Source organism: Sphingomonas sp. CFBP 8765 (assembly GCF_014841445.1).
GTDB lineage: Bacteria > Pseudomonadota > Alphaproteobacteria > Sphingomonadales > Sphingomonadaceae > Sphingomonas > Sphingomonas aerolata.
On the sequence record NZ_JACYTY010000006.1, the window covers coordinates 32,440 to 49,764 of the forward strand.

At 63.5% G+C, this 17,325-nt stretch carries 16 protein-coding genes, 1 tRNA gene and 1 pseudogene; 8 read left to right on the forward strand and 10 right to left on the reverse strand.

Annotated features, from left to right (window positions below):
- Positions 1 to 568 precede the first annotated feature (568 nt).
- Positions 569 to 1,717 carry a DUF2235 domain-containing protein gene (locus IFT87_RS15220; protein ID WP_192191181.1) on the forward strand — a complete coding sequence of 383 codons (1,149 nt, stop codon included), beginning with the start codon at positions 569 to 571 and terminating at the stop codon, positions 1,715 to 1,717.
- A 53-nt stretch (positions 1,718 to 1,770) separates the two neighbouring features.
- Here the strand turns inward: IFT87_RS15220 and IFT87_RS15225 are convergent, their stop codons facing one another.
- The 9 genes from IFT87_RS15225 to IFT87_RS15265 all read right to left on the reverse strand — a co-directional run bounded on the left by IFT87_RS15225 (position 1,771) and on the right by IFT87_RS15265 (position 12,744).
- Positions 1,771 to 4,878 carry a DEAD/DEAH box helicase gene (locus IFT87_RS15225; RefSeq protein WP_192191182.1) on the reverse strand — a complete coding sequence of 1,036 codons (3,108 nt, stop codon included), beginning with the start codon at positions 4,876 to 4,878 and terminating at the stop codon, positions 1,771 to 1,773.
- Between the two features lie 8 nt (positions 4,879 to 4,886).
- Positions 4,887 to 5,108 carry a YodC family protein gene (locus IFT87_RS15230; protein ID WP_192191183.1) on the reverse strand — a complete coding sequence of 74 codons (222 nt, stop codon included), beginning with the start codon at positions 5,106 to 5,108 and terminating at the stop codon, positions 4,887 to 4,889.
- A gap of 179 nt (positions 5,109 to 5,287) precedes the next feature.
- Complete coding sequence (locus IFT87_RS15235) at positions 5,288 to 6,379, reverse strand: ComEC/Rec2 family competence protein (protein WP_192191184.1); 1,092 nt, start codon at positions 6,377 to 6,379, stop codon at positions 5,288 to 5,290.
- Positions 6,376 to 7,587 (reverse strand): hypothetical protein, encoded by a 1,212-nt coding sequence (locus tag IFT87_RS15240; protein ID WP_192191185.1) that lies wholly within the window; start codon positions 7,585 to 7,587, stop codon positions 6,376 to 6,378. Before IFT87_RS15240 ends, IFT87_RS15235 begins: the two co-directional genes overlap by 4 nt.
- 1 nt (position 7,588) lies before the next feature.
- The gene (locus IFT87_RS15245; protein ID WP_192191186.1) at positions 7,589 to 8,773 is read right to left on the reverse strand and encodes a caspase family protein; all 1,185 of its coding nucleotides are present in this window, start codon (positions 8,771 to 8,773) and stop codon (positions 7,589 to 7,591) included.
- A 161-nt stretch (positions 8,774 to 8,934) separates the two neighbouring features.
- A complete protein-coding gene (gene dcd, locus IFT87_RS15250) occupies positions 8,935 to 9,546 on the reverse strand; it encodes a dCTP deaminase (protein WP_192191187.1) in 612 nt (203 codons plus the stop codon).
- Positions 9,543 to 10,886, reverse strand: a complete 1,344-nt coding sequence (locus IFT87_RS15255) for a hypothetical protein (RefSeq protein WP_192191188.1) — start codon at positions 10,884 to 10,886, stop codon at positions 9,543 to 9,545. Before IFT87_RS15255 ends, dcd begins: the two co-directional genes overlap by 4 nt.
- Positions 10,887 to 11,327, reverse strand: coding sequence for a hypothetical protein (locus tag IFT87_RS15260; RefSeq protein ID WP_192191189.1), 441 nt, complete (start codon positions 11,325 to 11,327; stop codon positions 10,887 to 10,889).
- A gap of 892 nt (positions 11,328 to 12,219) precedes the next feature.
- Positions 12,220 to 12,744, reverse strand: a complete 525-nt coding sequence (locus IFT87_RS15265; protein ID WP_192191190.1) for a helix-turn-helix transcriptional regulator — start codon at positions 12,742 to 12,744, stop codon at positions 12,220 to 12,222.
- Between the two features lie 91 nt (positions 12,745 to 12,835).
- Between IFT87_RS15265 and IFT87_RS15270 the strand changes: the two genes are divergently transcribed.
- The 6 genes from IFT87_RS15270 (at position 12,836) to IFT87_RS15295 (ending at position 16,132) form a co-directional block, all read left to right on the forward strand.
- Positions 12,836 to 13,126: a carph-isopro domain-containing protein gene (locus IFT87_RS15270; protein ID WP_192191191.1), complete on the forward strand. Its 291-nt coding sequence runs from the start codon at positions 12,836 to 12,838 to the stop codon at positions 13,124 to 13,126.
- Positions 13,123 to 13,638 (forward strand): hypothetical protein, encoded by a 516-nt coding sequence (locus IFT87_RS15275; RefSeq protein WP_192191192.1) that lies wholly within the window; start codon positions 13,123 to 13,125, stop codon positions 13,636 to 13,638. Before IFT87_RS15270 ends, IFT87_RS15275 begins: the two co-directional genes overlap by 4 nt.
- A gap of 35 nt (positions 13,639 to 13,673) precedes the next feature.
- Complete coding sequence (locus tag IFT87_RS15280) at positions 13,674 to 13,988, forward strand: ogr/Delta-like zinc finger family protein (RefSeq protein WP_192191241.1); 315 nt, start codon at positions 13,674 to 13,676, stop codon at positions 13,986 to 13,988.
- Positions 13,989 to 14,095: 107 nt separating this feature from the next.
- On the forward strand, positions 14,096 to 14,329 hold the full coding sequence (locus IFT87_RS15285) for a hypothetical protein (protein WP_192191193.1): 234 nt from the start codon (positions 14,096 to 14,098) through the stop codon (positions 14,327 to 14,329).
- 107 nt (positions 14,330 to 14,436) lie between these two features.
- A complete protein-coding gene (locus IFT87_RS15290; protein ID WP_192191194.1) occupies positions 14,437 to 14,643 on the forward strand; it encodes a hypothetical protein in 207 nt (68 codons plus the stop codon).
- 160 nt (positions 14,644 to 14,803) lie between these two features.
- Entirely contained in the window at positions 14,804 to 16,132 is a 1,329-nt protein-coding gene (locus IFT87_RS15295; protein WP_192191195.1) for a hypothetical protein, read from the forward strand.
- A 29-nt stretch (positions 16,133 to 16,161) separates the two neighbouring features.
- Here IFT87_RS15295 and IFT87_RS15300 read toward each other — a convergent pair.
- Positions 16,162 to 16,237: transfer RNA gene (locus tag IFT87_RS15300), tRNA-Thr, on the reverse strand.
- Positions 16,238 to 16,380: 143 nt separating this feature from the next.
- Between IFT87_RS15300 and IFT87_RS15305 the strand changes: the two are divergent.
- A pseudogene (locus IFT87_RS15305) lies at positions 16,381 to 17,190 on the forward strand (PAS domain-containing protein); the annotation flags it as partial.
- Positions 17,191 to 17,325 lie beyond the last annotated feature (135 nt).

The following is a 17,325-nucleotide window of genomic DNA, read 5'->3' on the forward strand; positions in this document are numbered from 1 at the left end:
TTTTGGGCCAGCGATCCGCAAAAGCGGACACGCCCGGAAGTGGTCCGAATGCACCGCGAGCCGGCAACGAACCTCCGCGATCCTGTCGCCCCGTATTATATTAAGGTGACGCCGGCTCGGTAACGTAGCGAGTATGCGGATTGACCACTCTGCGCCTTTCTTCGCTTCGTAGGCGTCGATGTAGTCCAGATCCTGGCAGATGTCCCGTGCGGGCGACAAGGCGCGCGGTTAGGCCCCCGCCGAAGCGGCCGCCTAGCAATTGAAGGCGCTCGTAACCGTGACCTCATCCAGACGGCGCCTGAAAGCGGCGGCGTCGAATTCGAACAAAACCTGCGGGGCGCCCTTTTGGGCGCGGTCGAACAGGGTACAAGGGCCATCTACTCGTGCTCGATCGTGATTATGGCGGCAACCGCTCTCGCATTGACGTAGGTCCGTTCGGCCCGGTTGTCGGACCGCCACCATCTATCCTTCCGGCGGAAAGGCGATTCCGGATTGCGTACCTTGAACAAAAGGCCATCGTTCGCTTCGTAAAAACCGTACGTGCGGTCGCAATTCGCATGGAGCTGTCATGGGCAAGAACTTGGTCCTGTTCCTCGATGGAACGAGCAACGAGGTCCAGTCGCATCTGAGCAACGTTCTGAGGCTCTACCGCGTGGCCGTGGAGGGCGACGGGCAACACTTGTTCTACGACCCAGGCATTGGCACCCTAGGATCCCGCGACGAGTGGCGCCGGATCCCCCAAGGCCTCGAGACATATCTCGGTCTCGCGACGGGATGGGGTCTGGATAAGAACATCCTAGACGGATACGAATTCCTCTGCCGGAACTGGCGCGAGGGTGACCGCATCTTCCTGTTCGGCTTCAGCCGGGGATCGTACACCGCCCGCGCACTAGCGGGCCTGATCTACATGATAGGCCTCATCGATCCCGATCAGTTCAATCTCTCGGAATACGCGCTCGGCGCCTACAAGCGGGCGGCGCGGGACGACGACCTCAAATACGCATGGCGGTTCCAGCGCGTGATCCGGAGCCGTCGAGCGCCGGTCCACTTTCTCGGGGTGTGGGACACGGTTGCCTCGATCCTCGTCCCGCGGCGCGGCTGGCGACTGCCGAGCATGGCCTTCCTCCCATACACCAAGGCTAATCCTGGCGTCCGCGCCTTTCGCCAGGCCGCGGCCATCGACGAACGTCGCCGGATGTTTCGTCTCTACCGCTGGACGGACGGACAGGAGCACCGCCCCGACCCGTTCGCGAAAGGTTCGGTTGCCCAAGATCAGCGTACCGTTTGGTTCGCGGGCGACCACTCGGACATCGGTGGTGGGCACCCGGAAATGGAAAGCCAGCCCTCGAAGTTTCCTTTAATCTGGATGGCGCAGGAGGCGGAAAACCATGGACTCCGTCTCGACCAAGCCATGACGGCGCACCTCGCGCTCGGCGTTCCGCTTCCCGACGGTCGCGCCGTCTACGTCGCCCCGGATCCGAAGGCGCCGCTCCACGATTCGATGCGGGGATTCTGGAAACTCTTCGAGTGGCTCCCGAAGAGCGCGCGGTGGCGACGGTATCCCGCCGACGCCGGTCGATCCGGCCTCTACCTCCCGCGAGCAGAGCCGCGCGCGATTCCCGAGGGCGCCATCCTGCACCGGTCCGTAATCGATCGCGTGACGAACACGACCTATGCCCCAGTCAATCTGCCAAAATCATATTCCGTAGAGCCCTGAGCCCCGGCTCGTTGAAGGGAAACTCACCGCGCATGGCGAGGGGACAGTGGCGATCACGGAACATAATCCGGGAGGAGCTCGGCTCCAGCCAGGGCAGCGCTTGCGGCAACCGCGATGGCCCGCGTCGCCGCTGACCGGGCGATGTCGACCCGCTCTTTGTCGCCATCTAGCGCAGCCAGTAATTGCTCGTCCGGAGCATCCTCAAGCATCGCAGGATCGGCAAGGCCCAAGCTGGCCAGCTCGCAGTATTCCCCACGGGTGAGGTTCGATCCGGCGTGACGGGTGAGATCCACCGCGACGCCCGGGACTCCCAGCGTGAGCCGGATGAGGAGCCGCTCGACGCGATCGCCCAGATCCAGACCCGGGACCACGATCTCCGCCACGCGAGACGCGGTAGGCAGGAGGTCGCAGGTTCGTCCGGAGACTGATCTGATCGGACCGGCCGCGCCGTTGAACCCGCCGCCGAACTGGGTGAGCGACTGTTCGATCTCGGCGATCGGGCGGCCCGACACGAACATGAGAGCCGCGACGGCCTTCTTCGCGCGCAGGGTGGGCTGGTGGTTCTCACCAGCATTACGCTGCAGCGCGGACATCACCGTCCTGGGCACGCCTTGACGCTCTAGGGCGCCAGTCCAGGCCTGAGGCTCCTTGTGATGCCCGAGCACGCTCTTCTTGTTCATCGGGAAATGCACAGCGTCGAGTTCGGCCGTGACCTGGGCAGCAGTGATCAGTGCCGGGTCGGTGACCTGATCGACTGACAGGCCGCGTAACGCCTCGACAAGCCTCAGGATCGACACGACCTCACACCCGCCTTCACCGGCGATCCGTCCCAATGCGCTGAGCCAGAGGTCCTCGTCGCCCCTGGTCTCAACGAGACCGTGCCGTTCGAGGTCGTGCAACGCCCCCTCGATCGCATGCTGGTCCCAACGCCAGCCATCCCTTAGCCGCGCCTGCTGGAATGCGCCGAAGCTCGCCTCGAGGAACTCGACGACTTTTGCGCGACTGACCCCGGACCCCGCTCGGGCCGCGCTGGCGATGATCCGCACTATCAGGGTGCGCGGGTCAGTATCGCGGTCGAGAAACCGGGAACGGAGTTCCTCCGGCTCGGCGGTCACGTAACGCCGCCACAGGTCGTGTTCCTCACGCGGGGACAGTGCGAGGAGGTAGGAAGCTCCCCGCTCCGCATACCCCAAGCGGCCCGCCCGCCCGGCGAGGTTCTTGTATTCGGCGACGGAATACGGGGTCGGGCCCGGATGCTCCAACCCGCAGATGACAACCGAGTTGGCGGGCGTGTTGACGCCCATCGCCAACGTGGTGGTCGCCGCGATCACGCGAAGGCCGGAATCCTTTCGACGGAACTCCTCCTCCACGACCCGGCGTTCCTCAGCCGTCAAATCGGCATGATGGAAGGCGACGCCGCCTTCCAGGGACGCGCGCAGCGCCTGGCTGGCCTGAGAGGGGTCGAAGGCCGGCAGCCGACGGAGAGCCTCATCCGCACGCGGCAGCGCAAGCGCATCCGCCAGATACTTTGCGCAGCCCCTCGCCTCACCCTTGGTCTCGCGGAACACGATCACCTGCTGGCCTTCGCCCAGGAGACGGCGCATGAGCGGTATCACCCAATCCTGGCTAGACCCCTTTTGGTGTATCCGCGAGACAGCGCCGCGGGCAGTCTGCTCCGACCCCGTCGCCGAATCTATGTACCGGAAATCGCCCGAATGCAGGAGCAGGCCCTCGTCAAGGGGCACCGGGCGCTCGTCACGGCGTAGGAGCTTGCCACCGATCCAATCCTCAAGCCCGTTCGTGTCGCCGATGACGGCCGACAACGCGATGAGCTGCGGCTCGATCCCACGACGCCGGCCCATTCGAATGAGGGTGAGCAGAAACTCGAGCGAGGCACCGCGACCCTCGTCGGCGATCATCTGCGCTTCGTCGACCACGATCACGCCCGCCTGCGCAAGGACGTGCGGAAACGCGAGCGCAATCGCCGCAAACTTCTCGTACGTCAGAAGTGCGACATCGTATCTCCCCTGGATTATCGGCGACACGTCGTCCGTCTCGCCGGTCGCCTCGACCGTACGGATCCCGAATGAGCCGTAGGTACCCTCGAAGTGCCGCCTCTTATCGGCGACAAGCGCCTTAAGTGGCAGGAGGAAGATGGCCCGTCGCCGGTCGAGGACGGCACGAAGGCCGGCCAGCTCGCCGATCATGGTCTTGCCGGAAGACGTGGGCGCCGAGACAGCGAGATGGTCGCCACCCAGAAGCCCGTAATCGTTAATCGCCGAGACCTGAAGCGCGTTCAAGCTGGGTATCGCCGTCGCCCAGGCATTAACGACCGCTTTTGGAAAGCCGGCGCCGATGAGGCTTTCGAGCGACTCCGTGACTCGGGCCGGCGCGTGTTCCGGGAAGGCCTCCGCCCAACGTGGCCCACGAACGAAGATCGGCCAGGCAGCGTCGCCATCAAAGGTGCCGCGTATCGTGGGCGTCTGAGGACGGCCCATCGCTGCCGACGAGGCGACGACCCTTTCCGCCACCTGCGAAAGAAGACGCAGAGTCGGAACTCGTCCGCCTTCGCCAGCGCCGTCGATACCCGTTAGGCCCTCGATCAGATGGTACGTCAGCAGTCCATGCCGAAAGCGCGAGTGCTCGTAGGCGGGCTCATCCGCGGCCGATGCCGTCAGGATGATGCGGCCCTCGCCAGCCAGCTGCGCGAGTCTCGCCTCCGCCGACCGCGGATCACGGCTCCGCGCATCGAGCCTGAGTACCTTGGACCCGATGCCGCCGGCAAAGCAGCAGTCCAGGACCAGGAGCAGCCGTCGGGCGGGTATGCTGGAGAACATCTCCTGAAGCTCGTCTAGCGCCAGGCTCGTCTCTGAAAGGTTGTCTAGATCAGTGTCGTGCGCGACCAGCCGGTGATCCTCGGAGCCATGTCCTGAAAACCCGATCACCACGGTGTCGTCCGCGCCACACGTCGCGAGATCCCCGATCGCGGCCGCTATCGCGCCGCGGGTGGCTTGCTGGTCGACCAGCAGGAGAGTGTCGCCGCCCAAGGTGTCGTCGAAGAGCGCCGCCAGGGCGGTCGCGTCCCGCGTCGCGCAGGTGAGTTCCTGCACGCCGTCCGACACATGCCGATCGATGCCGACGAAGAGGCTTCTGAATCCCACCGCCTGATCTAGCCCCTGCGGATCGTTCCGATCGAGAAGCCACCTGGTTGCGCCGACGCCAGGATGGCCGCGGCGAACACGTCACGGCTTGTGACGCGGCGTGTGCCGACCTTCTCGAACCAGACGCAGTGCACATTGCACCTGCCGCCCTCTTCGCCATCAACGTCCTCGACCGTCATGATCGGACCGCCGGACTTCAACTGCACCGTCTCGCCAATTGTGAACGCCATCACGCATCGCTCCCCTTGCCGCGGCGAGCACATAACCCCGGCTTGTAAATAGAAAATGGGTGCCGCGTGCGTCAGGTGCTAGAGGTCGATCGGGAAATCAGCGCCGGACCGGCTGCATCGAGAGCGCCGGCACTTTTGCGACCGGACCGGCCACGCAAGTCGACATCCTCCCACGTCTCCTAAACGTCGGCGACATCGGGCTTGGGGGGACCGAGGCTGAGGATATCGATCTCCAACGGTTCGTCCCCGGTCTCCGGAAATTCGCACGAATAGGCGTACTTCGCGCTCGCCTCGTCATCGATCCAGCACTCGGTGCGGTCCTGCCTGTAGTTGAACCAGATCGTCTTCTGCTCGACCGACGACGTGATCACCCTGGCGATCGCGATCTCGTCGGGATGGTTGAAGCGCTTACCGTTCGTGGAGACGACGTAATCTCTGCAGCGGACTGCCTTGAGTAGATCGACGGTCACGTTGGCCTGACTGCCATGATGCGGAAGTTTGAACAGGTCGACGTGAAGAGGTTCGCCATCGCCCAGTCGCCGGAGACTGTCGGTAAGGACATCCGGGTGGGCATCTGCACCAAGAACCAGCCTGCGACCGGCAAACTCGAGAAGCAGAGCGATACTTGTTCCGTTCGCTGCAGCGCCATCCCGCTTCGTGGCGGTGGCCGCGATGGCCTTGAGGTCAGCGCCGAACGCCTCATAGCCGGGGAGGGTCGCAGTCTTGGTGGCGGGCTTACCGGGTACCAAGCCCGCTTCCGCGCAGGCGGACTTCCAGGTTCGCTCCATCGCCCAAAGCTTTTTACGGCTCGGAGAGAGCACGGTCACCTTCATCCCATGCCTTAGATCCGGAAGCCGTCTGGGGGTGCCATCGTCCTCAAGCCTGACCGCACCGCCCCCCGTCGCCAGGTTCCAGTTCTGCTTCAGTAGCTCGGTCGTCAGCGTTTCGCCCTGTACCGGCCCGAAGGACTCCAGATCCTCGACGAGGTGGCGGTAGCCGTTGAACCAAACGTCCGTCGGGTTCTTGAATGGCCCGTCGCTTCCCAACATGCCGAGCATGCCCTCGATGTGATCCGCGTCGACGTGGGTGACAACCAGCAGGCCGATCGCCTTCGCGCCGGCTTTCTTAAGGTGCTTCTTGAGATGGGTCTGCGTAGCCGTGTGACCGCCATCCACGACGATGCGCGCCAGATCGTCCTCGGAAGGTCCGTATGTGACGACAAGGCAGTCGCCCTCTTCCGCGGGGATGGCGTGCAGCCGGAATACCGTCATCGGCCGGACTGCCACCGAAGGCATGTGAAAGGCTTGGAGACGTCTACGTACGAGGCGACCCTGTTGACGAGTTCGCCGTAGCCGTGCGCGGGATGGTCCCTCGTCTGCATCGCCATGAGATCGCGGAGCCAGACGATGCCCAAAGTGTAGTGCGGTAGGCCGCGAGCGAGCGCATCGAGGAGATGCTGCGACGCCGCTTCACGATTACCCGTGAGCTGACGGAACCGGGCGAGGATGATCAGCCCGTCCGGAATGGTGTCGAACCAGCTGGCGAGGTTGTCGAGCCAGCGGTGCCACTCCGCAGGCCTTGACAGGTCGCTTGCACCGACCAGCACGTAGGCGGCGGCACAGGCACGCAGAGGACTCGATACCTTGCCTCGCAGCATCTCGCTAAAGTTCAGGGTGGAAGACTGCTCAAGCAGTTCCGCCGCGCTCTGAAGCGAGCCATTGGCGAGATACGAGATCACGCCCGAAATGCCGGGTTCATCGACCCTTACATCGACATCCAGCCGGTCGATCGCGGTTGAGACCGACACCGTCAGAACTCCGTCCTCCCCAAAGATGTCCCAAGGTGTCGGCAGCGACTGTAGAAGGGTCCGGTTTCCAGTCGTGACAGCTAGCGCAGAGCGGACTGGCGAATAGTAGACGGTGTCGTCCGCGCTGATCACCCACTCTCCCTCGGCGGCACTCCCAGAGAGGCTTACCGGCGTGCCGAGGTTCGTCGCCGGCTCGCCGATCAGACGCGTGACCGCACTCCATCTGCTGTGGCGCCCGGGGTCCCCGCCGCCACCAAGCTCCACGACCGATGCCCTCGGCTTTGTAATCCTGCCAATAGGCCTGAGTGACCGGGCGGTGGCAAGGTTCGGAGACAAAAAGCTGAGTTCCGACGACCGCGTCGCCGACATCGGATCGCGGGACCGGCGTGGGGCGACATCGACGTCGTCGAACTGCACCGACTTCGCGCCGCGAGACTTTAGGGTTACGTCACGGATCATGCGACGTCCCGACGGCAACGTCACCTTGATCTGCCATGCGCCCGTGGGCAGATCGTCGATCTGCAGCGCATCACCACTCGTGATCGCGAGCTTTCGCGAGCGGCGTTTGGCGCGAAAGCGACCGACGGGGGTAATTTCCGCAATCATCTCAACCCGCCGGTCGGACTGGTTATCCCCTTCGATCGGGTTCACTCTCAATTCGAGACTAGTCATTTCAATCCACCTCGAACTTGCGGAATGGGGGGGACAGATAGAACGGCTCAAGCTCCTTGACGGTGCCGTCCGTCATGAGGATCGACGCGTCGCACATTGCGCCAGCAATGACCTCCCCCTTGAAGCGGTCTGGACCCCAGGACCAAGCCCCGGCAGGATCCTCTGCCCATGGGGCTGACCAATCGGACGGCGCTGGCGCTCTTGATCGCCTAACGCTCACGCCCGCAGCATCAATCGGTGGTGCGTCGCCTTCGTGCCACCTCGGCAAGAGGTAGAATGGCGCTACGGGCGCCTTCTTCAGAAAATGGAGATCGAAACCGGCGCCCGTTCCCAGCGCCGGCGTCTGCATATCGCCAAAATCCGGATCGTAGAGCGGCCCTGAAGCGTGATCCAGCGCCTTGGCGATGTCATAGGTGTTTATGCGCCAGGATCCCTCGGCCTCATTCGCCGCGAGCCCGTCGAGCGCCTTGAGCAGGATGCGCGTGAATACGCTAATGCCGCCGTCCGTGGGACCATACGCCGGCGCCCCGTGGCGCGTAGAGTAGAACGCCGCCTGGGCGATGGCGGGATTGGCGTTGCCTCCAGCCGGGACAAGGCCTCCCATCTGTTGATTGAAATCCTTGAACAGCTCCTCGTTCGCCGCCCTGCAGGCGTCGAAGAAGAAGACCTGCTTTGCTGCATTGCAGGTCTTCATACCTGCGAGGAGCAGGTCGGGATCGAACGCGTTGGTCGACGGCATCGCCGGGTATCGGCCTACGTCGCACGCCAGAAGCGCGTTGCGCAGCCCGGCGGACATGCCGTGCCCGCAGAAGTAGAATATCATCACGCCATCAGGATCGGCGTCGCCGCGGGCTTTCCAGGCCAGAGCCGCGTCCATGATATTACTGATATCAGCAGTATCCACAGGGCCCTTCTCAGACCCGTCAAGTGTAAAGCCCTGACCAGCCTTGTCAGACAGAAGGAGGTCGATCGTTGCGATCGGCGCCTGCGGGTTACTGTATGTCTTCGCGAGCCATGTCGCGAAGGCACGCGCGGAGTCGGCTGGGGACGCGAGCGACTTGAGCCCCTCGAGTATGTCGGACAGCTGGGGCGGCTTGGCGTCCAGATGGGGATATGCGCTCACGCCAATGATGATCGCGTGAGTGCCAGGCGTTCTGGTCGCACGCTTGTCCAGAACGAGAGTCATTTGGCGCGGTCTCCAGGACCCGCTTCAGCGATGGCATTCTCAAACGTCTCGACGCACGTGACCTTCACGTATGGCCCCCCATCCCAGATTGTCTAACTAGCAGCGATCGGCATTCGGGCGAAGCCGTAATGGAACCGAAGCGGCGTTAAGGCCATCTTGGGCTAGTCCGGTAGGAACGGGAACTCGCTGGGCTTCGCCACCGAACCCTGCCGTGGCTCGAAGGACAACCGGAACTGCGCGCGATCCTCGCGCTTCGCCGCTCCCACTACCTTGGTGAATGAGATCTGCGCTATCTCAAGTCCCGGGTACAGGGCGATCGGAATTTCCCCGAGGTTCGCGAGCTCGAGGGTGACGATGCCCTTGTAGCCCGGCTCGATCAACGTGGCGGTCGCTATGCTGAGCCCCTCCCTTGCCCATGTCGACCGCGCCGTCACCGCGCCGATCAGGTCCGTGGGGATCACTACCCATTCGAGGGTCGGAACAAGCGCAAGGGCGCCCGGGTGCAGTAGAAAAGACGACTTGAACGGCAACTCATGCCTTTCGTGCTTCTGCTGGTAGTTCTCCTCCCGCGCATGGTCGGGGCCAGTCGCAGCACGCTTCACGCCAAGGGGATCGACGTGGGACGATCCCCGCGCGCGCACCATCATGACGACATTTCCCATCCGCAGGTCCACACTCGCCGCGCCGATTTGAGAATTAGAGAGCAGCGGCGTCACCGAAAGACCTCCGGCTCGCATCCGCTTGATGATCTCGCCCTTGCCCAGCGTGCTCATGCGCAGGTACCTGACTCGATAACGAAGTCGATCGCCTCCTGCTGCAGGATGGCCTGGTTGCAAAGCCGGTTGATCTCAAGGAAGCTGGGTTCCCTGACTTCCCGATCCGTGCGCCTCGCGGCCTCCGTGAGGCGATCGCGACCGAACCAGAAGGTCCAGCCGGCATACAGACAGTGTGCGACGGGGACGACGCGGTTCTGCGGGTGGCCCTCCTTCGAGAGCGATTGGTAGATGGGCGGCCGCTCGAGGCTGAGACGCCTCACGAGTTCGGAGAGAACCCGCTTGCCGGGAGGGGAATAGGCCGTGCCGGGGAAGGACTTGAAGATCTGTGAGATCGCCGCGAGCGCCTCCTCGAGCTGCTGATCGTCGAGGAGGTCGAACCATGGATCGTCCACGCTTTGGGTTAGGTAACCGATGAGTGCAGTCTCGGCCGCGTACAGGTCCTCCGCGTCTGGAGAAGAGATGGTCTTGCTCCAGCCCAGTTTGACGATGGCCCTGGCAAGGATCCTCTGCCGCACCGGATATGGGGGGTGGGTCGAATTCCCCAGCTGGAAGGAATCGGGCCGCGGGCAGAGCGCCTCGATCACGGTCCGATGGGCCGCAGCGAATGCGGGGCCGAACAGCAAGAGGCCGAAAAGGTCGCTGACGATCTCCTGGCGCCAATTCACCAGCGTCTGCTCGTCGAATGCGCGCTTCCTCGCGGATGCCGACGCCGAGCGGATGGCGGCCGGTGCGTCATCCCTCTCGAGCCAGGCGCGAGCGGTTCCGGGATCCGACAGTATGCCCCGCTTCAGGATGGGCATGACCCTGTTCTGGATCGTCTGTCCCGTGCCCTCCACATTATAGGCGGTGTGGCCCAGCTCGTGCCCGAAGATCGCATGGATCAGGACGTGGTGCTTCAACTGGCGTGGGAACGCCACGATGATGATGCGCCGCAGGCCGCCGTTCGGCACGTGGTCGTCGACGATTTGGTAGTCCATCCCCTCCGCGACGACGTGCACGATGGGGGGCTTGAGGCCGTCGATCGTGGGTTCGCGGAACATCGTGTCCGCGATCCGCCTGATCACGCCGGCGAAGGGCCAGGAGAACTCGCCCAAGTGGGAGCGCTCTATGAGGGAGATCCTGCTACCGAGCGCGCTGAGCTCGCCCATATGCGCCGCGATGGAGGCCCGATCCATCGACGGATCCTCATCGATCGCCTGACGGATCGCTTGGAGCCGCTCGCGGCACTCCTGAAAATAGTGTCCGGACTGATCGGGCCCGTAGTCGTGCCGAAGCGTCTCGTTGAGAGCAGACGCGACGCTGTGGCACTCCTCCCTGAGGAACGAGAGGGGGTCCAACTAGATGCTCGGCTGGAGATGCTCGGCGAACCGGTCCAAGAAACGCGACGCCTTCTCGCGCTGCTCGTCCACCAGCTCGTCCTTGCTGTTGCCCGCCACGACAAGAATCACCCGGTCCAGCTCGTCAAAGACGGCGCCGCCCGGTACGTTGCCGTAAGTCTCACTAAGGGCGCGCTCCAACGCATCCGCCAGCAGATATACCCGACGGTCGGGGGTCGGCATCAGGGTCAGAGCCTCGGGGCCGCGCAGCGTACGGGACGCGTAGGAGTATCCTGCGAAGCCGTGGCTGCGATAGGCGTGAAGCAGCCGGTAGATGTTGTTGAGCGCAATGCGATGGGTTGAGGCCTGCAGCGTCCCGTCGATGCACTTCCTCGCGGTTCGGGCCAAGACCTGCGCGGATCCGCGCGCGTCGTTCTGATCGGCCACCGCCATCACGGGCATTAAATCTTCTCCCTCACCGCGCTTGTGCCCCCGACTTCGTAAACACCAGATTTAGGCGGGAACCCAAAGGGAACGAATAGTCTGTTCCCGCACGTTATGCCAAGCCCTACGCTCCCGCAACCCCGCGTCTGATACCTGACGGCAGGGCCATCGCGAAAACAATTGATACAGGTTTGAGCATACCTCGCTAGTTTTGAATGAGCAAAGGTCGCGACTCGCCGGATAGCGCCGCATCCCGCGTCCTGAACGCCTTCAGTCCCATCGAGGCTTCGTGCATCGTCGGACTGTCGGTGCACATGCTGAATTATCTTGTGCGACATTGCTACCTCGTGCCGCACTACGTCGGCTCACCGATGTATCGGGTCGAGGCGAGAGGAAGCTTTTCGATGGCAACGCCGCACGACCGCCCGCTAGTCGCCGGCGTCGTCGTCGAAGGCCCGCATGACGATGTCCTTGACGTCGTCGAGCCGCAGCGTCTGTAGCTGGTCATTTATAGGGATCGGGAAGCTGCGGCTTAAGTCACCTCAGGTGCCGAAAGCTGCCGTGGTGCTTTCCACCATCCGCGGACGTTTCAGGCCCCTGCCCTGCCGACTGAACGAACGTCTGCTTTTCGCGGTCGGCGCCCGAAAGCGGACTGGCGGCTTCCCACCAGTTGCTGACACCTGCTCAGCATAAATCCGTCAAGCTGACCCATTCCGCAATCGGATCCTATCGCATTGAGCAGCTCGATGTTGGGAAGACGCCAGTTTTCGCAGGCACCCCTATTTTTGTTGGAAATCGTGCCGTACGGATCGGAACATAATAAGAACGATATGAGTCGGCGTTATGGTCTTAGTGTTCCAGTCTCAGTCCCGATGTGAGCGCGGATGCGCTCGGTGTGAAACAACTTGCGCTATGCTCGCTGGCGCGCGGGACGATCGTCGTGACCGTCTTCAGGATCGGCTTGAGGAGCATCGTCGTCATCCGTCTGCTCGAACACGAGCGGCCCTTGAAGAAGCCCGAGCCCTCTGGGAAGCAGCTGTGCGAGTTCACGCGCGAGCGCTTCCTGCGGCAAGCCCTCCGAAGCCTTCAGAATTCCAAGAAACATCCGCTCCAGAGCGCGCGCGTCCGGCAACAGGACCTGCATGGTCGCGAACTGCGCGACGGGCTTGATACTGGCCTCGATGGTCGGCGCATTCGTTTCCTCGAAGCCGCCCAGCGCCAGCACATCCCACTGGTCTATGCCATGAGGTGTCAAACGCTGGGCGAGCGACTTTGTCAGTTCGATCGGCAGATAAGCCTTCTTAAATTTTTTCGGGTCCTCGTAAAACGCGTACGTCGACGCGGGCATGCCTAGCAATTGCGCGAGTTTACGCACGCTCAGCGCTGGATCAGCAGCCTCGCGCAGTTTCTTGAGCCTGATAGCAGCGGGTTCCACCGGTGCTACGTCGCGAAAATTTCGCACGCTGTCTGTACGAAATAACCGTTGATATTTTGTGCGACTTTATCGTACATAGCTGCTCATGGTCATGGCATCCAACCTCTTTGATCGATTTGGCGGCGTCCGGCCGATGGCTGCTGCGCTCATTGAACGGCCGTCCACCGTTCTAAGCTCGAAAACCGCAGGACGTATTCCATCGACCAAGCAGCCGGAGGTCTTGGAAATGGCCCGCGAACTCAGCATTCAGATCAGTGCCCTCGACGTTGTATTTCCGCTTAATGGGCTCTCAGACGTGCCTCGTTTAACTGACCTACCTCCTCCCTATGGCAAGGTCGATTGCCATCAGCGTTCGGTTTTGCAGCGAGAAGGCGGCGCATGACCAAGCTCCGCACGCCAGATACGTTTCAGGACGCGATGACTAAGGTTCTCACGCAGATCGGCCCGGCCGGAGCTGCGCGCGTCATTACCGCGCTCACTAAGCGCGACTATTCAGCGCGGACTATGCGCGAGTGGTCCGACCCCGACACGGGAACGCTGCCGACCCTCATGCAAGCCCTGGCGTTAGATACCGCCCATCGCCTTGCAGGCGGTGAGGATGCGCCGTTCCGTGACGCATTTAGTCAGCAACTCGGGATCAAGATCCAGCAGCAGAAAGCCTGTCGCCTCGCGCTCGTGGCGGATTCGCTCGACTTCATCCACAAGGCAGGAGAACTGCACTCCGCCCTTTTTGCCGCCGCCCAGCCCGGTTCGTCCCCGCGCGATCATCATCGTGCGCTGGTCGAGGCGCAGCAGGTTGACGGCGTTCTGCGCCGCATTCGTCGGCGCCTGCCAAATTTCCTTCGTCCCACCATGTCGACGGGGTCGGGCAATACCGGGGGGACCCATCAGTGACGAATAGGAGAAGCTATACGCCGCGCGTTCCGGCCATGGTGTGCCCGCACTGCCTGACGCGCCCGATCGCCTGTGACTTGTTTGAAATCGATCGGCTGCCGCGAGATATCCGCTATATTTGCCAGAACGCAAAATGCGGTCACGTCATCGTGCCGCGGCTCTGCATCTTCCGCATTGGGCGGCCGAGCATGATCCCGGAGTCGGCGATCCGCTTGCCGTACGGCCAATCGCGCTCGAAGCCCGCTAACGACGACAATCACTTGCCGGCCAACGACGACCACCGCGTGCCGGCCAATGACGACCACCCGCCAGACGCGGCGGAAGTCGCCATCCCCCGGATCATCCCCTGATCTGATTCCCGCGGCCGAGCTGCCGCGACCGTCCTGAACCATCCCTCCGCAGCTCCGGAAGATCCTGCTTTCGGTGCCGCCACCCTTTTGCCTGCAAGGATTGCCCCATGATCCATGTCACGATGCCTATCCTCCACGGCGTCTGCACTGGCCTGTTCATAGGCGGCGGCGCGACCGCGCTCGGCGTCATCGTCGCAACGGTCGCGCCGGAATGGCAACGCATCTGCGGCCTTGCGCTCGGAGATGTCCCCGCAACCCCGCCGCTCTTGTCGAAACACTTTCTACAAGAGCGGCGGCTGGCGCACCCGCTCGATCGCCCCGCAGCGGGTGGATCAGCATGATGACCCGCCCCGCGCCCACGCAAGTATGCCAACTCGTCCCACCGCCACGATCAGTGACTTGTTCCCGAAAGCGGGAACAAGTCACGTTCCCGATCGCGGTGGTCCAGATGATGAGGCTCGATACCGCGGCCGGATTGCTCGGCAAGGGCAAGCTGGCCGACGAACTGTGCGTCAGGGCCCCCACGCTAAACTTCAAGATCAACGGGGACCGCGGCGCGTCGGTCTCGAACATTACAGACGTTGCTGCAGCGCGGGAGTCGCGCGGCGCGCGGCTTCTCGCCCACGCCCGCAAGCTGCGCGAGGCGATCCAATGAACGCCCCCTCGATCGTCCGGCTCGATCAGAAGCTCGCCCGCGCCGCCGAGCTTGGAAAGGGCATCCGGCTGGAGTCCGCCGACCTCGATCTGCTGGGCAGCCTCGGCCTCTTCGACATGACGCACCGCGCCAAATCCGAATATCTGAAAGAACGAACACAATGTCGCGACGCACGCCGCCGGTCTATCAACGGGGCAAATACTGGCTCGCTCATGACGAGCGAGCAGACGGAACCCGTCGGAGCCCCTATTTCTATGTTTGGTGGTACGATTCCGCCGCGCAACGTGAGCGAAGCTCGTCGACGCGTACGGTAGACGAAGCCACTGCGATCCTTGCGCTCGACACGCTCTACCTTGCCGACAAGGGCGAGGCGCCGGCCTTCTGCCACGCCTGCGGCCAATCGCTGGCGCAGGCGCAAACCTATCTCCTGACCGACGCTATCGCGGATTATAAAATCGAATGGGGCGACACGCGCGTGTCGGCGGACACGATCGCCGGACGGCTGGCGCACGTCGTTGGATTCCTAGATGCCGAGCAGGCGCTGGGCGCGGAAGGCCGGTTCGGTCACGCCACCAGCTGTGCGGTCGCCTGCTCGTCCGTGTTCGTCCACGCGTTCCGTGCCTGGTCGCGGTTGCAGCCGGTCGAATGGCGTAACGGCAAGGGCGAGGTCACGGTGTCACGCACCCGCTCGCCAGCCGCGACCGAGGCGTCGATCGCGCAGCTGATCGCAGTCCTGAACCACGCCGCCAACGCCGAGCCGCCGCGCTCGGACAAGCGCCCGATCTACAAGCCCCTTCCCGCCCGACAGGTACAGCGCCAGCGCCGTACGCGAATCGGCGTCGAGGAAATCGCGAAGATGCTCGCCTATGCGGCCGAGCCCGATCGCCAGCGCGGCTCGCTCCATGCGTTTCTCGTAGCTTCGGTCTGCACCATCGCGCGGCCGGGCGCGGTTGTAGATATCAGCGTCGCTCCAGATCGCCAGCAATGGTGGCCGGGCGCCGGGACGATCGATCTGAACCCACAGGGCCGCACGCAGAACAAGAAGCACCGCGCGCTCCTACCCGTTCTCCCGCTGCTAGATCGCTGGCTATTCGCCGAATACTCGACCTACATGGCACTCAAACCCGCCGAGCGATCGGGCCGCGGCTGGCTAGTGAACTATCACGGCCGCCCCGTGCAGGACGTCGACCGCGCCTGGGACACGATGCTGACGAAGCTCGACATGCCCACCGGCCGCGAATGGCGCCCTTATGTGCTGCGCCACAGCCTTGCGACGCTCGTCCGCAACCGCGGCGCTGAGAAATGGGATCTGGAGGGCTTCATGGGCCACCGCGCCGGAAGCCAGACCGAGGTATATGCGATCGGCGAATTTCCGAGCGTCGTCCGCGCTCTGGAGAGCATCATTTCGGAAATCGAAAAGCTCGCACCGGGTTCGATGCACCGGAACCCTACCGGAGCCGAAAATCCTCAACCATGCGGGAGGAGCTAAAAATGTAAGTGTTTTCAACAACATGTCGATGGTGCCGCTTACAGGACTCGAACCTGTGACCCCCGCATTACGAATGCGATGCTCTACCAGCTGAGCTAAAGCGGCCCGATGACGGATATCTCCGGTCGAGGGGGCGGCGCTTAACAGGGGAAATTTGCCGTGACAAGCGCTAACCCGCATTTACGTGCCGTTTACCAAGCAGCGTGCACAAGCAGCCGTAAGTGAACGGGGAAGTTTTCGGTATGGGCATGCGACGCGAGCCGGACGGCGAATACGGCGAGATCGACGAGGCCGGCACGGGGCTTCCCGGCGGGGCGACCGACGCGGGCGTCAACGACGTGATGTTCGATCTGGGCGGGGACGAACGCCGGATGCATGTCCGCGCCTATAACCACTGGGTGTCACTGCTGAGGGGACGCCCCTATCCGACGATCGCGGACCTCGATCCCGGCTCGATCGCCGATTTCGGCCCGCACAGCGTGCTGCTCGACTTCCGCACCGATCCGGGCACGGGTGCGGATCGGGATGCCGCAGCGGTGATGACGATCGACGATCCGCGAATCGCCTATCTCGGCGCCAAGCTGCGCGAGGAATGCGGACTGGTCGGGCCGATCACGTCGATCGCCGACGTGCCCAGCCGGTCGCTGCTGTCGCGGCTGACCGATCATTATCTGCAGATCATCGCGAATCGCGCGCCGATCGGGTTCGAGGCCGAATTCGTCAACAGCCGCGGGCGGACGACGCTGTACCGCGGCATCCTCATGCCATTCTCGTCGAGCGACGCGGGCATCGATTTCCTGTATGGCGTGATCAACTGGAAGGAACTCGCCGACGACCGGATGCAGGCCACGCTCGCCGCCGAGCTCGAGGCGGCGGTTCGCGCGGCGCCGGTGCCGTCCGCGTCCGGGCTCACCGCCTATGCCCGCCACGCGCCGATGATGCCGGGGCTCGGCGCGTCGCTGGCCTCGACCGGGCACGCGCCCGCCACCTCGCCGGGCGCGCCGATCTGGGCCGACGGGCCGAGTGCCGAATTCGCCGACCCCATAGCGGCGACCGGCCCGACCGATGGCCCGACACCCGACACGCTGGCGCATGTCGTGCTCCGGACCGATGCGGAGCCCGGCGCGATCGTCCTGCTCGTCGCCCGCGCGGGGGTGGATGGCGGGCTCGACATCATCGGCACGATCACCGAC

Bases quoted from the DNA above. Each gene is read 5' to 3' on its own strand.
- IFT87_RS15220 (WP_192191181.1), top strand. From the start codon at position 569: ATGGGCAAGAACTTGGTCCTGTTCCTCGATGGAACGAGCAACGAGGTC.
- IFT87_RS15230 (WP_192191183.1), bottom strand. From the start codon at position 5,108: ATGGCGTTCACAATTGGCGAGACGGTGCAGTTGAAGTCCGGCGGTCCG.
- IFT87_RS15235 (WP_192191184.1), bottom strand. From the start codon at position 6,379: ATGACGGTATTCCGGCTGCACGCCATCCCCGCGGAAGAGGGCGACTGC.
- IFT87_RS15240 (WP_192191185.1), bottom strand. From the start codon at position 7,587: ATGACTAGTCTCGAATTGAGAGTGAACCCGATCGAAGGGGATAACCAG.
- IFT87_RS15245 (WP_192191186.1), bottom strand. From the start codon at position 8,773: ATGACTCTCGTTCTGGACAAGCGTGCGACCAGAACGCCTGGCACTCAC.
- dcd (WP_192191187.1), bottom strand. From the start codon at position 9,546: ATGAGCACGCTGGGCAAGGGCGAGATCATCAAGCGGATGCGAGCCGGA.
- IFT87_RS15260 (WP_192191189.1), bottom strand. From the start codon at position 11,327: ATGCCCGTGATGGCGGTGGCCGATCAGAACGACGCGCGCGGATCCGCG.
- IFT87_RS15270 (WP_192191191.1), top strand. From the start codon at position 12,836: ATGGCATCCAACCTCTTTGATCGATTTGGCGGCGTCCGGCCGATGGCT.
- IFT87_RS15275 (WP_192191192.1), top strand. From the start codon at position 13,123: ATGACCAAGCTCCGCACGCCAGATACGTTTCAGGACGCGATGACTAAG.
- IFT87_RS15280 (WP_192191241.1), top strand. From the start codon at position 13,674: ATGGTGTGCCCGCACTGCCTGACGCGCCCGATCGCCTGTGACTTGTTT.
- IFT87_RS15285 (WP_192191193.1), top strand. From the start codon at position 14,096: ATGATCCATGTCACGATGCCTATCCTCCACGGCGTCTGCACTGGCCTG.
- IFT87_RS15290 (WP_192191194.1), top strand. From the start codon at position 14,437: ATGATGAGGCTCGATACCGCGGCCGGATTGCTCGGCAAGGGCAAGCTG.
- IFT87_RS15295 (WP_192191195.1), top strand. From the start codon at position 14,804: ATGTCGCGACGCACGCCGCCGGTCTATCAACGGGGCAAATACTGGCTC.